Origin of the sequence: Leucobacter sp. USCH14 (genome assembly GCF_037619215.1) — a bacterium.
Lineage (GTDB): Bacteria > Actinomycetota > Actinomycetes > Actinomycetales > Microbacteriaceae > Leucobacter.
Window position 1 is genome coordinate 121,145 of record NZ_JAQPZP010000001.1, and the last position, 14,311, is coordinate 135,455.

General features: G+C 69.9%; 13 protein-coding genes and 1 tRNA gene. 10 read left to right on the forward strand and 4 right to left on the reverse strand.

Annotation, left to right across the window (positions count from 1 at the left end):
* Positions 1–62: 62 nt before the first annotated feature.
* From PQI23_RS00570 to PQI23_RS00605, 8 genes are all read left to right on the forward strand, one after another.
* On the forward strand, positions 63–1,682 hold the full coding sequence (locus PQI23_RS00570; protein ID WP_339970662.1) for a thiamine pyrophosphate-dependent enzyme: 1,620 nt from the start codon (positions 63–65) through the stop codon (positions 1,680–1,682).
* Positions 1,679–3,043, forward strand: a complete 1,365-nt coding sequence (locus tag PQI23_RS00575) for an aldehyde dehydrogenase family protein (protein ID WP_339970663.1) — start codon at positions 1,679–1,681, stop codon at positions 3,041–3,043. Before PQI23_RS00570 ends, PQI23_RS00575 begins: the two co-directional genes overlap by 4 nt.
* Positions 3,044–3,076: 33 nt before the next feature.
* On the forward strand, positions 3,077–3,538 hold the full coding sequence (locus PQI23_RS00580; RefSeq protein WP_339970664.1) for a MarR family winged helix-turn-helix transcriptional regulator: 462 nt from the start codon (positions 3,077–3,079) through the stop codon (positions 3,536–3,538).
* A 112-nt stretch (positions 3,539–3,650) separates the two neighbouring features.
* A complete protein-coding gene (locus PQI23_RS00585) occupies positions 3,651–4,934 on the forward strand; it encodes an MFS transporter (protein ID WP_339970665.1) in 1,284 nt (427 codons plus the stop codon).
* Positions 4,935–4,981: 47 nt separating this feature from the next.
* A complete protein-coding gene (locus PQI23_RS00590; RefSeq protein ID WP_339970666.1) occupies positions 4,982–6,190 on the forward strand; it encodes a nucleoside hydrolase in 1,209 nt (402 codons plus the stop codon).
* Entirely contained in the window at positions 6,174–7,022 is an 849-nt protein-coding gene (locus tag PQI23_RS00595; RefSeq protein WP_339970667.1) for a histidine kinase, read from the forward strand. The genes PQI23_RS00590 and PQI23_RS00595 overlap by 17 nt, the downstream gene beginning before the upstream one ends.
* Positions 7,023–7,030: 8 nt before the next feature.
* Positions 7,031–7,885 (forward strand): energy-coupling factor transporter transmembrane component T family protein, encoded by an 855-nt coding sequence (locus PQI23_RS00600; RefSeq protein ID WP_339970668.1) that lies wholly within the window; start codon positions 7,031–7,033, stop codon positions 7,883–7,885.
* Entirely contained in the window at positions 7,878–9,305 is a 1,428-nt protein-coding gene (locus tag PQI23_RS00605; protein ID WP_339970669.1) for an ATP-binding cassette domain-containing protein, read from the forward strand. Before PQI23_RS00600 ends, PQI23_RS00605 begins: the two co-directional genes overlap by 8 nt.
* 16 nt (positions 9,306–9,321) lie before the next feature.
* Here PQI23_RS00605 and PQI23_RS00610 read toward each other — a convergent pair whose 3' ends face one another.
* From PQI23_RS00610 to PQI23_RS00620, 3 genes are all read right to left on the reverse strand, one after another.
* Positions 9,322–10,038 carry a CE1759 family FMN reductase gene (locus PQI23_RS00610; RefSeq protein WP_339970670.1) on the reverse strand — a complete coding sequence of 239 codons (717 nt, stop codon included), beginning with the start codon at positions 10,036–10,038 and terminating at the stop codon, positions 9,322–9,324.
* A gap of 42 nt (positions 10,039–10,080) precedes the next feature.
* Positions 10,081–10,536 (reverse strand): MarR family winged helix-turn-helix transcriptional regulator, encoded by a 456-nt coding sequence (locus PQI23_RS00615; protein ID WP_339970671.1) that lies wholly within the window; start codon positions 10,534–10,536, stop codon positions 10,081–10,083.
* 65 nt (positions 10,537–10,601) lie between these two features.
* Positions 10,602–11,789: a CE1758 family FMN-dependent luciferase-like monooxygenase gene (locus tag PQI23_RS00620; protein ID WP_339970672.1), complete on the reverse strand. Its 1,188-nt coding sequence runs from the start codon at positions 11,787–11,789 to the stop codon at positions 10,602–10,604.
* 133 nt (positions 11,790–11,922) lie between these two features.
* On the opposite strand from PQI23_RS00620, the gene PQI23_RS00625 reads away from it, so the two are divergent.
* Positions 11,923–12,750: a lytic murein transglycosylase gene (locus PQI23_RS00625; RefSeq protein WP_339970673.1), complete on the forward strand. Its 828-nt coding sequence runs from the start codon at positions 11,923–11,925 to the stop codon at positions 12,748–12,750.
* Between the two features lie 77 nt (positions 12,751–12,827).
* On the opposite strand, the gene PQI23_RS00630 is transcribed toward PQI23_RS00625, so the two are convergent.
* Positions 12,828–14,030: a pyridoxal phosphate-dependent aminotransferase gene (locus PQI23_RS00630; protein ID WP_339970674.1), complete on the reverse strand. Its 1,203-nt coding sequence runs from the start codon at positions 14,028–14,030 to the stop codon at positions 12,828–12,830.
* Positions 14,031–14,209: 179 nt separating this feature from the next.
* Here PQI23_RS00630 and PQI23_RS00635 point away from each other — a divergent pair.
* Positions 14,210–14,285: transfer RNA gene (locus tag PQI23_RS00635), tRNA-Trp, on the forward strand.
* Positions 14,286–14,311: the final 26 nt, after the last annotated feature.

Here is a 14,311-nt window from a genome sequence, read left to right on the forward strand (position 1 = left end):
TCCTCGACCCTCGTTCTCGCACGATTCCCCTGCACGCCCCTCCGATCGAAAGATGAGCACGAATGACTGACACCGTTGCCAGCACCATCGTCACGCACCTCGAAGCACGCAGCATCTCACGTGTGTATCAGGTGCCCGGGGAGAGCTTTCTCGGGCTCCTCGACGCCCTGCACGATTCGTCGATCCGGCTGGTGACCGCCCGGCAGGAGGGCGGCGCGGGATTCATGGCGCTCGCAGAGGCTCGCCTGACCGGCCATGCCGGAGTCGTCGCAGTGACGCGCGGGCCGGGTGCGGCGAACGCCTCGATCGCGATTCACACGGCCTATCAGGACTGCACTCCGCTGGTCGTGTTCGTGGGGCTCATCTCGACGAATGTGCGCGACCTCGAATCGTTCCAGGAGTTCAGCCTCGCATCGTGGTTCGGGAGCACCGCGAAAGCGGTCTTCACCCTCGACAATCCGGAATCCGCAGCTGAACGCGTAGCGCGCGCGTTCGAGATCGCCGAATCGGGCCGGCCGGGCCCAGTCGTGATCGGATTGCCGGAGGAGGTGCTCGTCGCGCCGGTCGCGCGCGCGAGAGACCTCGAACCCGCGGAGCGCCCCGCTGCGCAGTTCCGCGAAGACGCGCTCGCCGCGGCCGTCGACGCGCTGGACGCCGCTGAGCGGCCGGTGTTCGTCGTCGGCGGCGACGGCTGGACCGGCGAATCCGCCCAACGTCTGCGAGAGCTCGCCGAGCGTGCGGAGATCCCCGTGGTCTCCGACTTCCGCAGTCACGACGCCTTCCCGCACAGTTCGCCGGTGTGGGTCGGCAGCCTGGGCTTCGGCCGGAACGATGGCGCTGCGGACGCGTACGGCAACGCGGATCTCGTCTGCTATCTCGGTACGACTCGGCGCGATGTGCTCTCCGACGAGTACACGCTCGGCGGCGGCGAAGCCGTCACCATCGTCGTGGGACCCGACGCCGATCTGCTCGGCCACGAAGGCCGGACGTCGCTGCACTACGTCGCGCACCCGGGCGACTGGCTGAGTTCGATGGCGCAGTTGCGCGATGGCTCCCCGGAGCGTCGTGCCCGCGTGCAGCGCGAGCGCGCAGCGTACGTCGACTGGAGCACGCCGGCGGAGTCGCGCGCGGGCGAAGACGCGTGGCGGGGGGAGGTGTTCGGCACGATGCAGCGCCTGCTGCCCGATGACGCCATCATCACCGCGGGCGCCGGCAACTACGTCATCGGAGCGCTGCGCTACCTGCACCACGAGCAGCCGCGAACGTTCGTCGGACCCCGCAACGGGGCGATGGGCATGGGGGTGCCCGCGGCCGTCGCCGCAACCCTCGTGCACCCGGATCGCACGGTCGTCGGGCTCGCGGGCGACGGCTGCTTCGGTATGAACGGCCAGGAGCTCGCAACGCTGCAGGCGACGGGCGGCCGCGCCGTGATCCTCGTGGTCGACAACAGCGGCTACGGAACGATCCGCTCGCACCAGGAACGGCACTTCCCCGGCCGTCCCTCGGGCACCTCGCTCACGAACCCCGACTACGCCCTGCTCGCGCGAGCGCACGGCATCGAGGCGCACCGCATCGACGACGTCGCCGACTTCTCGTCCGCATTCGAGCAGGCATTGAGTTCCGAGCGATCCACGCTCATCTGGCTGCACCTCGCGCCCGTCGTGCCGGAGGCGGCCGCGTGAGCGCCGGCACCGCCGCCGACCCGACGGCGCAGCGCGTCGACGCGCTGCTGAACCGGGCGGCACGCGCGTTCGACGGGTGGAGCAGGGCGCAGCTCGACGCTCGAACGCGCGTGCTCGCGCACGCCGCGAAGATCTACGAGCGGCGCTCTGAGGAGATCGCCCAGCAGATGGCCCGCGACATGGGCAAGCCCGTGTCCCAGGGGCTGAACGAGGTGCAGTCGTGCGTCGCCATCCTCTCCTATTACGCCGAGGAGGCGGCGCGGATCCTGCAGCCGGAGGTCATCTCGCGCTCCGAGGGGAGCCGCGCGGAGCTCCGTCTGCAGCCCACCGGCATCGTGCTCGGCATCATGCCGTGGAACTATCCGCACTACCAGCTGATCCGCTGCATCGCGCCCAATCTGCTGCTCGGCAACGCGGTCGTCTTCAAGCACGCCTCCATCTGCGCGGGGAGCGCTGCGATTGCCGAGCAGATCTTCCTGGAGGCGGGCGCTCCCGAGGGGCTCGTGCACCATACGGGTTTCACGCACGACGAGGTGTTCCAGGCCATCGCGCACCCGCTCGTCGCAGGAGTATCGTTCACCGGCGGCGAGGAGGTGGGGTCGGCGATCGCCCGTGCCGCGGGGGCGTCTCTGAAGAAGGTCGTGCTCGAACTCGGGGGCAGCGATCCGTTCATCGTGTTCGACGGGGAGCGCGCTGGCGAACTCGCCCGACTCGCAGCCTCGATGCGGCTCTCGAACGCCGGCCAGGCATGCGTGTCGCCGAAGCGCATCATCGTGCGGAGCGATCTCCTGCCCGAGTTCGTACGAACCTTCTCGGAGGCGTTTCTCGCGGCGCGCCCCGGTGATCCGCTGGACCCCGAGACGGAGCTCGGTCCGCTCTCGAGCGGGGCGGCAGCCGAGGAGCTGCGCAGCGCGGTGCGATCCGCGCAACAGCAGGGAGCCGAGGTGCTCGGAGACGTCGCTCCCGACGACGAGGATCCGCGACGCTTCGCTCCTGTCGTGCTGCTCGAGCCGCTGCGCGACCTGCCGGTGTGGCACCAGGAGCTCTTCGGCCCCGTCGCCATCATCGTCGGGGCGGAGACGGTCGACGAGGCGATCGGACTCGCCAATGATTCGCCTTTCGGCCTCGGTGCCACCGCGTTCGCAGACGCGGAGGATGCGGCCCGCCGATTCGCGACGGAGATCGACGCGGGCATGGTGTCCATCAATCGCCTGAAGGGTGGGAGCCCGGCGCTGCCGTTCGGCGGCGTCAAGCGGTCGGGGTTCGGCCGCGAACTCGGGGTGCAGGGAATCCGGGAGTTCGCGAACCAGAAACTCGTCGTGATCGAGGAGGCGGCAGAGCTGCCGAACGCAATTGCATAGCTTTCCTATGTAAAAGCGACTACGATGTCATTCATGTCGCCAGGCGATTCCAACAGTAGTTTTCGTTCCGATGTACTCGGGCGCGAACTCACCCGTGTCGCCGGGCGCTTCTCCCGCATCGCGGGCCGAGTCGCGGGCCGCGGGTACTCGCTCATCGCCTGGCGCGTGCTCTCCGAGCTCGAGCAGTCGGGCCCTGCGCGCATCAGTGCGCTCGCGAACCGGCAGCGCGTCGCGCAGCCCTCCATGACGGGCCTCGTGCAGCGCCTCGAGAGCGAGGGCTGGGTCTTGCGCACTCCCGATCCCGCGGACGGGCGCGCCACGCTCGTATCGATCACCCCCGCCGGCGGTCAGGCGCTCGTCGAGTACCTCACGGCCGCTGCCGAGCGTCTGCGCCCGCACCTCGATGCGCTCTCGGACTTCGACCGCGCCACACTCGCACGCGCCGCGGAACTCATGCACCAGCTCGGCGATCGCATCGACGATCCCTCGGGCTGACCGGCGCCGGCCCCGCGCACGACCCGATGAACCGCGTGCCCGCGCACGCACGACCCAGGAGCAGACCACGTCCACCACAGCTGAATCCCGACCAGGCACCGCATCCACCCCAGTGATCCCGACCGCACCGAAGACATCGATCCTGCGCCAGCCCACAGCGGTATGGGCGATCGCATTCGCCTGCGCGGTCTCGTTCATGGGCATCGGGCTGGTCGACCCGATCCTCCCCGCGATCAGCCACGAGCTCGGCGCGAGCCCGAGCCAGACCATGCTGCTGTTCACCAGCTACCTCTTCATCACCGGTGCGGCCATGTTCTTCACGAGCTGGGTGTCGAGCCGACTCGGAGTGAAGCGCACGCTGCTCGCAGGCCTCGTCCTCGTCGTGCTCTTCGCGGCGCTCGCCGGCGCTTCCGATTCGGTCGACGCGATCATCGGATTCCGCGCGGGCTGGGGCCTCGGCAACGCGCTCTTCATCTCGACGGCGCTCGCCGCGATCGTCGGCGCCGCGTCCGGGGGCTCCCGTCAGGCGATCGTGCTCTACGAGGCAGCGCTCGGCGTCGGACTCGCCGTGGGGCCGCTGGTCGGCGGTGTGCTGGGCTCGCTGTCGTGGCGGGGCCCCTTCTTCGGCACCGCAGGGCTGATGGCGGTCGCGCTCATCGCGATCCTCGTACTGCTGCGCCAGCCCAAGCGCCAGGCGGAGACCGGGGCGTCGACCGCCGCGCCGGTCGAACGGATCTCGATCCTCGCCGGGTTCAGAGCGCTGCGCAACCCCGCGCTGCGGTCGCTGTCGCTGGTCGCGCTGTTCTACAACTTCGGCTTCTTCGTGCTGCTCGCGTACAGCCCGTACCCGCTCGAGGCCGCAGCCGAGGCGCTCGGGCGCGAGTTCGGGGCGCACGAACTGGGGCTCGTCTTCTTCGGGTGGGGGCTCGCCCTCGCCATCACCTCGGTGCTCGTGGCACCGGTGCTCACCCGCCGCTTCGGGCTGCGGCCCGTACTGTTCTCCATGCTCGGAGGCCTCACGGTCTGCCTCGTCCTGCTCGGCTGCTTCACCGCTGCTCTCACCGGGCTCATCACCGTCGTCATCGTCAGCGGCCTCCTGCTCGGCGTGATGAACACGGCACTCACCGAAGCGGTGATGGAGGCGACCGATCTTCCGCGCAACGTGGCCTCATCGACCTACTCCGGCGTACGGTTCATGGGCGGTGCCGTGGCTCCTGCCGTCGCGGGCCCCATCTCCGAAGCGCTGGGAGCGGGCGCGCCGTACTGGTTCGGCGCCGCCTCGATCGTCGTCGCGATGGTGATGCTCGGGATCGCGGGGCGTCATCTCGTCCACGTCGGACGCCCGCACGAGACACCCGCGCAGGAGGCGGAGGACATCACCTCGGGCGACGCGTAGGGGCGGATGCGGGGTCGAGCCGCTGCGGCGTCCGTCAGAATAGAGGTATGGCCGAATCCGCGATCCCGCTCTTCCTCGACTGCGACCCCGGCATCGACGACGCCATAGCGATCGCCTACCTGCTCTGCCAGGCCGACGTCGACATCGTCGGCATCGCGGCCAGCGGAGGCAACGTGTCGACGGAGCAGGTCGTGCGCAACACGCTCGGCTGGCTCGCGCTCGCCGGCCGAACCGATCTCCCGGTGCACCGCGGCGCCACGCACCCGCTCGCGCAGTCCGCCGCCGGCGCACGCGCCGAGGCGGCGGCGGCCACCGCGGGCGACTCCGAACCGGACCCCGAACCGGGCCCCGAACCGGACCCCGAATACGCCGAAGTCACGCACGGCGACACCGGCGCAGGCTACGCGGAGCTGCCCGACCCCGCGAGCTCGGTGCGCGACCAGAGCGCGGCTCAGGCCTGGGTCGACGCGGCCCGAGCGCACCCCGGCGAACTCGTCGGCGTGATGATCGGGCCCGCGACGAATCTCGCACTGGCGCTGGAGATCGCTCCGGAGCTGCCGCGCCTGCTGAAGCGACTCTTCGTCATGGGCGGCGCGTTCAACTACCGCGGCAACACCCACCCCACGACCGAGTGGAACGTCAGCTACGACCCGGAGGCCGCGGCGCGGGTGTTCGCCGCGTTCGGCGACGCCTACCTGGCCGGGGACGCCCCGTTCCCTCCCGTCGTCGGGCCCATCGAGGCGACGGAGATGGTCGAGATGACGCCGGAGCGGCTGAGCCGCATCGTGGGCGCCGCTCATCCCGCTCCGGCGCCCTGGCCCGCTCTGCTGCACGAGCTCGGCGAGGCGTTGAGGTTCTACTTCGAGTTCCATGAGGAGGACGGGCACGGCTACCTGGCGCACATCCACGATCCCTACGTGGTCGCGACCGCGGTGCAGTGGGCGCGGGACGCGCGAGGCACGACGCCGATGCCCGAGCGCCGCCGCGACGACGGCGCGCGCGACGCGGCCGAGGTGCAGGCGGAATCGCGCGGCAGGGCCACGGCTGGCAGAATTCCGTGGGCGGAGACAGCGTTCGCGCCGATCGATGTCGAACTCACGGGCACCCTCACCCGCGGCGAGACCATCGCCGATTGGCTGGGACGGTGGAATCGGCCGGCGAACGCCGAGATCATCCGTCGGGTCGATGCGACGCGCTTCCTCGACCACCTCACCGACACCCTGATGGAAGGACCACAGCATGATCGCGCGCGATAGCGTCTCTGGGCAGGGGCTCATCACCACGATGAGTCCCGGAGAAGCCCGCAACACCGCCCCGAAGTGGGCGTACCTCCTCACCGCCGCCGGAGCGATCGTCATCATCGCGACCTACATCGCGGTACTCGTCACCCAGCCCGCGACCCTCGGGCAGGATCTCGGCAACACCACTCTCTGGGTCATGGTCGGCTACCTCGCCGGAGCGGCGCTCATCGCCGCCGGCACGCTGCCCCTCATCCCGCGCAGCATCTTCGCGCTCATGCCGATCGCGATCTCCGTCAACATCACCGTCGGTCAGATCGTCGGCACGCTGACCCCGATCCCGCTGTATCTCGACTCGCTCGGCTCCGTCATCATCGGCGTGCTCGCGGGCCCCGCAGCAGGCGCCCTGACGGGAATCCTCGGAAACCTCATCTGGGGCGTCACGATCAACCCGACCGTCATCGCATTCACCGCGGGAGCCGCCTTCGTGGGCGCCGCTGCCGGGTGGGCGGCGCGACTCGGCGCGTTCCGCGCTCCCTGGTGGGCCGCGCTCGCGGGCGCCATCGCCGGCATTCCAGGCGGCGCACTCGGCGCTCCGGTCGCCGCCTTCGTCTTCGGAGGAGGCCTCGGGGTCGGCACGGGCGGAATCGTCGCGACGCTGCAGGCCGCCGGCCTCGAGATGCTGAACGCCACGACGGTGCAGAGCCTCGCCTCCGACACCGCGGACAAGGCCATCATCTTCGTGCTCGCCTTCCTCGTACTGCGCACGCTTCCCAAGCGCATCGTGAGCCGGTATCCGCTGGCCATGCGGTCGCTCGCGGGCACACGCCGACGCCCCAGCGCTCCGTAGGGCACCGCGTGCCGGAACGCCCGCTCAGTTCAGCCGCACGGTCGGCCTCACGCGCCGGGACGGGGTCGCGGCCTGCTTCGGCAGCCCTGCACCCCGCCACCGAGCTGGTGCTGCTGGTCTGCGCGCTCGTGCTGACGTACGGCGTTCCCTCACCGCTCGTCCCGGTCGCGCTGCTCGTCATCGCGGCCGGGGCAGCCGCGCGGTCTCCGCGCGTCCGCTTCCGTCGCTGGTTCGCGACCCTCGCGGTGCTCTCGGTGCCGATGCTCGTCATGGTCGGCATCATCCAGGGGCTGTTCTACCCGGGCGACGATGTCGAGGTGCTGTGGAGCTGGGGAGCCGCTGCGGTGACGGTCGAAGGCCTCTCCGTCGCCGCGCAGCTCTGGTTGCGCGTCACCGCGATGATCGCCGTGTGCGCGTTGTTCGCATTCGGCTCCGACTCCGCGCGTACGTTCGACGGCATGATCCGGCTGCGTCTTCCCCTCGGCATCGCATACGTCTGCGCCACCGCGCTGAGTCTGATCCCGCTGCTGCGCGACCAGGTGTCGCGCGCTCTCGTCGCCCGGGCCGCCCGGGGTTGGAACACCGGTCGCCTCAGCACACGACTGCGCCTCATGCCGGGCATCATCGCCGGGCTCCTGACGGCGTCGCTCGTGCAGCTCGACCAGCGGCACGACACACTCGAGCAGCGCGGATTCGGCCGTTCCGCCCGGCCGGCCGAGCTGCAGGATCACCCCGACGGGAGCGCCCAGCGCCTGCTGCGATGGGGCGCGCCGATCGCGACGGTACTCGTCGTGAGCGCCGCGCTCACCGGAGTGCTGCCGGTTCCGACGGCCTCCGAGATCCTGGGGGTGCTCCGTGACTGACGCACTCGTGCTCTCGCTCGCCGACGCGCACTTCTCCTTCCACGGCTCCGACGCGCTCGCACTCGCCGGCATCGACCTCCAGGTGCGCCGCGGGGAGACGGTGGCCGTGCTCGGGCCCCTCGGAGCGGGCACCTCCACGCTCTGCCGTCTCGCCGCGGGACTCCTCGGCGAGCGGGGTACACGGTCGGGATCGGTGGAAGTGCAGGGCAGCGTCGCGATGCTCGGCGAAGATCCCGAGGCGCAGCTGACCGGCATGACGAGCTACGTCGATGACGAGGTGCGGCTCCCGGCGCGCCTGTCGGGCAGCGCGCGACCGGTCGATGTCGATGCCGCGCTCGACGCGTTCGGCATGCAGCGTCTGCTCGGGCGGCGACTCGATACGCTGTCGGGCGGCGAACGGCAGCTCGTCGCGCTCGCCGGTCTCATGACGCTGGGGCCATCGCTGCTCGTCCTCGATCAGCCGGCGCTGTCGCTCGACCCCGACGCCCGGCGCCTGCTGTCGGCGTCGCTGCGACGCTTCTGCGACGAGGGGGGAGCGGTGCTGCTGGCCGGGCACCAGCACGACGAACTCACCGCGGCGGCGGATCGCATTGCGTTCGTGCAGGGAGGGCGCCTGGTGGCCGACGCGCGTTCTGCCGAGCTCACCGACGCGGTGCTGGATGCCCACGGCGTGTGGAACACCGTTGGCGACCCGGCCGCCCCTGAACCTGAGCCCAGTTCGGAGCGCGTGCCTGTCCCTGAGCCCGAGCCGCGGAGGCGCGAGAAGCGGCTCGACGTGAGCGCCCTCACGGTGCACCGGGGCCGCTCAGCGGTGTTCGAAGCGCTCGACTGCAGTGCTGCTCCCGGCGAGATCGTGGCGATCGTCGGCGCCAACGGAACCGGGAAGTCGACCCTGCTCCGCGCGATCGCAGGCATGCTCGAGCCGGCCGCGCGCGTCGGGGGAGCGGTGCGCGTCGATCATCAGGACCTGCAGGGCCTTCCCGCCCATCAGCGCGCGCGGTGGATCGGCTGGGTGGGGCAGGATCCCGGCGCCCAGCTGTCGTCGGCGACCGTGCGAGTCGAACTCGAGCGCGCGTTGCCGCTGCCGACGCGTCGCCGCGACCGCCCGCGCGCCCGAGCGGAGCGCGCGGAAGCAGTCGCCCGCGTGCTCGCGCAGACCGGTCTCACCGAGCACGCTGACGCGCACCCCTACGATCTCGATCCGGCGCAGCGCAAGGACCTGGTCATCGCCTCGGCGCTGCTGCTCGACGCGGGCGTGCTGCTGCTCGACGAGCCGACGCTCGCGCGCGACCTCGGGGCAATGCGCCGCCTCGAACGCGTGGTGCACGACTTCTCCGCGCACGGCGGCACTGTCGTCATCACCACGCACGACCTGCGCTGGGCCGGACGCATCGCCAACCGGACGCTGCGCCTCGGCTGACACCGGGCGTTCGAACTCAGCGCCCCGCGCCGCCAGTCGCTAGCTTCATGAGGTCGCTGTCGAAGTCGATGCCGAGCTCCGTGCCGCCCGCGCTCCCGTAGGAGTGCTGGTAGGCGCTCCATGATTCTCCGCGCACGGATTCGCGGAACCCTCCGTCGACGAGAGCGACGAGCTCGCTCGCAGCGCGCTCGATCCGCTTGCCGAATTCGCGGCTCGTCCAGTCGTCGGGCGCTGCGAAGAGGCCGGTCGGCACCGTGATGGTGCGCAGGTACGAGAACAGCCCGCGCAGCTGATCGTCGACCACCAGGGCGTGCCGCGCGCTCCCCGCGGTGGCGCCGAGCACCACGGGCGTGCCGATGAGCAGATCGTTGTCGAGCACCTGGAAGAAGGCGGTGAAGAGACCGCTCGCGCCCGCCTTGTAGACCGGTGTCGACGCCACGATCGCGTCGGCGTCGCGCATGATGTCGCTCGCCGCCTGGAGTTCGGGGGAGATGTGCTGGGTGACGAGCGCTGACGTCACATCCTCTGCGAGCGCGCGCAGGTCGACGAATCGGATGCCCAGCTCGAAGCCGCGCGACTCCGCGAGTTTCGCGGCCGCCTCTGCGACTCGGTTGGCGAGCATCGTCGTGGTGGACGGGTCGCTCGTCCCGGCGCTCACCACCGCGAGGGTGCGAGAGCTGTGGCGGGTGGGGGCTGCGGTGTCGGTGACGGAACCGTCGAAGGGGGTGGTCATGAGGTGCTCCTCGAGCGTTGTGAGGTGAAGTCTGGGGTGGGGTCAGGCCGCGCCGCCCCGGCCGGTGAGCTTGCCGGCGAGGCTGCGCAGATCCTGCATCTCTCGAGCGGTGAGTGCGGTACCGAGCTGACGGGCGACGCTCTTGGCGTGGGCTCGCCCGACCTGCTGCTGCAGCTGCGCTCCCTCCGCGGTCAGGCTCAGCAGCACGGCGCGGCCGTCGTTCGGATCGGGCTCGCGCGCGATCAGTCCGCGCGTCGCGAGGCGATCCACCATGCGCGAGAGCGCCGGTTGGCTGAGCAGCACACCGCTCTGCACGTCGCACATGCGCATGGGAGCGTCGTGCTTGGAGAGGGTGTAGAGCACGTCGTACTCCCGCATGCTGATCTCCGACCACATGTGCTCGGCGGCGAAGGTGTGCATGAGTGCCGAATGGGCTGACATCACCGATTCCCACGCCTCGTTGGCGAGGCGCACATCGATCCGAGTGGGCTGTTCCATCTCGCGTTCTCCTTCATCGACTTGCTGCGGGAGGGGCGGGGTCCCCTCCCGCCGGGGGCGTGGGATCAGGCGAGCCCGAAGGCCGCACCCTGCTTCGCCGGCGAGTCCTGGTAGGGCGACCCGCCCGTTACATTGTCGCCCCGGTTGGCGTTCGGGCGCGGCTGCCGCGGCGCGGCATCGCCGTACTTCGCGGTCACGAGGCTCGCGTGCGAGGGGGCTTCTGCGGCCTGGGGGTCGCGATCCTTCGCCATCTCGGCCCGCAGCACGGGCAGCACCTCGGAGCCGAAGAGGTCGAGCTGCTCGAGCACGGTCTTGGTGGGAAGGCCGGCGTGATCGATGAGGAACATCTGACGCTGGTAGTCGCCGAAGATCTCCCGGAAGCCGAGCGTCTTGTCGATGACCTCCTGGGGGCTTCCGACCGTCAGCGGCGTCTGGCTGGCGAAATCCTCGAGACGAGGCCCGTGGCCGTACACCGGTGCCTCGTTGAAGTAGGGGCGGAACTGCGACACCGCGTCCTGCGAGTTCTTCGCCATGAACGCCTGCCCGCCGAGGCCGACCACGGCCTGCTTCTGCGTGCCGTGGCCGTAGTGCTCGAAGCGTTCACGGTAGAACCGAACCAGTCGCAGCGAGTGCTCGGACGGGGCGAAGATGTGGTTCGAGAAGAACCCGTCGCCGTAGTACGCCGCCTGCTCGGCGATCTCGGGGGTGCGGATCGAGCCGTGCCAGACGAACGGGGGAACGTCGTCGAGCGGGCGCGGAGTGCTCGTGAAGCCCTGGAGCGGAGTGCGGAAGTTGCCGTCGTAGTCGACGACGTCTTCTCGCCAGAGGCGGTGCAGCAGGTTGTAGTTGTCGAGTGCGAGGGGCAGTGCCGAGCGGATGTCCTTGCCGAACCATGGGTAGACCGGCGCGGTGTTGCCGCGACCGAGCATGAGATCCATGCGGCCCTGCGCGAGGTGCTGCAGCATCGCGTACTCCTCGGCGATGCGCACGGGGTCGTTGGTCGTGATGAGCGTCGTGCTCGTCGAGAGCTTCAGCGTCTTCGTCATCGCGGCGATGTAGGCGAGGAACGTGGTGGGGCTCGAGGAGAAGAAGGGGGCGTTGTGGTGCTCGCCGATCGCGAAGACGTCGAAGCCGACCTCCTCCGCGTGCACGGCGATCTCGGCGAGCCCCCGAATGCGTTCGGCCTCGCTCGGCGTTTCGCCGGAGACCGGGTCGCGGGTGACGTCGCTGACCGAGAAGATCCCGAATTCCATGGTGTGCTCCTATGTCTCGCGCGAGCCGACCCGAGTGAACGGCGGCGTCGCGGCGGTGATGCGTCATTTACATGCGCTTGCATACAAATGTAACACGCGATGGTCGGTTTCATTCCCGGTAATCTGATCGGCGATGCATCACTCTCAGCGAGCTGCGGACTCGCCCGCGTCGGCCGGCGGCCGAACCGGCGCAGGATCACGCGGCCGCACCCTCCGGTACGCCCTCGGCGGGCTCGCGCTCGCAGCGGTGCTCGTGGCATCGGGGGTCGGGGTTCTCGGCGCTCTCGGCGCCCGGAACCAGGGAGATGAGCACCCGAACGCGACCCCGGAAACGGGCGGCGAGCAGTCCGACGGGGCGGGCGCGCCAGCCCCCTCCTCCGACACCCCGATCCCCGGCGGTCTCGAGGTCGTCGATCCCGCCTGGCTCGACCGGGTCGCGGCGGACTCGGGGATTCCGCGGCGTGCGCTCAGTGCGTACGCGGGCGCCGCGCTGACCCTCGCGAGCGAGCAGCCGGGATGCCGCCTCGGATGGAACATGCTCGCCGGCATCGGCCGGGTCGAATCCGATCACGGGCGCATCGACGGTTCTCGGCTTCTGCCGAGCGGGCTGACGACTCCGCGCATCATCGGCGTGCCGCTCGACGGAACTCGATTCCTCGCGACTCCCGACACCGACGGCGGGTCCATCGACGGCGACACCGAGTGGGATCGCGCCGTCGGCCCGATGCAGTTCATCCCGCAGACGTGGGAGATGTTCGGGCGGGACGGCAATGGTGACGGCCGCATCGAGATCGATCAGATCGACGACGCCGCACTGTCGGCCGCGGCGCTGCTGTGCGACCCGGGCCTCGATCTCACCGTCGGCGAGCACTGGATCGCGGCACTCGACGGGTACAACCCGAGTGCTTCGTACAACAACGACGTAGCCGACGCAGCCGAGTACTACGCGCAGTTCGGATGAACGGATCGCGCGGGGAGCCCGGCGGGCGGTGCAGGATCAGCTGAGCCTCCACCGCCCGCTCTCGAGTGCGCGCCGGGTTACTCGCCGAGCAGAGCCTGAATGCGGCGGATGCCCTCGACCAGCGCTTCATCGCCGAGCGCGTAGCTGAATCGGAGGTATCCGCTCGGGCCGAAGGCCTCACCTGGCACCGCGGCGACCTCCGCCTCGGAGAGGATGAGATCCGCGAGTTCGAGCGAGGTCGTCGGGGTGATCCCGCGGTACGACTTTCCGAGCGCAGCAGTCACGTCGACGTACGCGTAGAAGGCCCCCTCGGGCGTCGGGCAGTTGAAGCCGGGCACCTGATTGAGCTCTGCGACGATGAGCTTCCGCCGACGATCGAACGCCTGCCGCATGGCCTCGATGGGCTCCTGCGGGCCGGTGAGCGCGGCGATCGCGGCGCGCTGCGCGATGTTGTTGACGTTCGATGTGAGGTGCGACTGCAGGTTCGAGGCGCCCTTGATGATGTCGGCCGGCGCGACCATCCAGCCGAGACGCCAGCCTGTCATCGCGTAGGTCTTCGCGACGCCGTTGACGAGGATCGTGCGATCCTGGAGTGCCGGAACGGCCTCCACGATCGAGACTGCGCGCACCCCGTCGTAGGTCAGATTCTGATAGATCTCATCGGCGATGATCCAGAGCCCGTTGGCCTCCGCCCACTCGCCGATCGCCCGCGTCTCCTCGGGGGAGTACACGGCCCCGGTGGGGTTGGAGGGCGACACGAAGAGCAGCACCTTGGTGCGCTCGGTGCGTGCGGCCTCGAGCTGCTCGACGGTCACCTTGTACTGTTGCTCGGCGCCGGCGAACACCTCGACGGGCACGCCGTCGGCGAGCTGGATCGCCTCGGGGTACGTCGTCCAGTAGGGGGCGGGCAGCAGCACCTCGTCGCCCGGATCGAGCAGCACCTGGAACGCCTGATAGACGGCCTGCTTGCCGCCGTTCGTGACGACGACCTGCGACGGATCGATCGCCCAGCCGGAGTCGCGGGCGGTCTTGTCGGCGATCGCGCGCTTCAGGTCGGGCAGGCCGGCAGCGGCCGTGTAGCGGAAGTTCTTCGGGTCGTCGAGCGCGCTGCGAGCGGCATCGACGATGTGCTCGGGAGTGGAGAAATCGGGCTCGCCTGCCGCGTAACTGATGACAGGCCGGCCCTCGGCCTGCAGGGCTTTCGCCTTCGCATCGACCTTGAGCGTCGCGGACTCGGCGATTGCGGAGATCTTCTTTGATAAACGGGAGATGTGGCTCACCCTCCGATCCTAACGCCGGGGCGAAGTCTGCGGGGCATGCGGTTCTGCGCGACGCGCCCGGGCTGGCGGCGCCCGGTTCGACACGAGCGAATCGATCACGTAGAGTGTCTCTCGGTAGTTGACTTCTGCCAGAATTTCCTATGCCTGGCGGCCACGGAGATTCCGGCCGAGAACTCCATAGGGCAGTGGCGCAATTGGTAGCGCAGCGGTCTCCAAAACCGCAGGTTGCAGGTTCGAGTCCTGTCTGCCCTGCCAGACCCGCTCGGCGCGCAAGCGCCGAG

Bases quoted from the DNA above. Each gene is read 5' to 3' on its own strand.
- PQI23_RS00570 (WP_339970662.1), top strand. From the start codon at position 63: ATGACTGACACCGTTGCCAGCACCATCGTCACGCACCTCGAAGCACGC.
- PQI23_RS00580 (WP_339970664.1), top strand. From the start codon at position 3,077: ATGTCGCCAGGCGATTCCAACAGTAGTTTTCGTTCCGATGTACTCGGG.
- PQI23_RS00590 (WP_339970666.1), top strand. From the start codon at position 4,982: ATGGCCGAATCCGCGATCCCGCTCTTCCTCGACTGCGACCCCGGCATC.
- PQI23_RS00595 (WP_339970667.1), top strand. From the start codon at position 6,174: ATGATCGCGCGCGATAGCGTCTCTGGGCAGGGGCTCATCACCACGATG.
- PQI23_RS00610 (WP_339970670.1), bottom strand. From the start codon at position 10,038: ATGACCACCCCCTTCGACGGTTCCGTCACCGACACCGCAGCCCCCACC.
- PQI23_RS00615 (WP_339970671.1), bottom strand. From the start codon at position 10,536: ATGGAACAGCCCACTCGGATCGATGTGCGCCTCGCCAACGAGGCGTGG.
- PQI23_RS00620 (WP_339970672.1), bottom strand. From the start codon at position 11,789: ATGGAATTCGGGATCTTCTCGGTCAGCGACGTCACCCGCGACCCGGTC.
- PQI23_RS00625 (WP_339970673.1), top strand. From the start codon at position 11,923: ATGCATCACTCTCAGCGAGCTGCGGACTCGCCCGCGTCGGCCGGCGGC.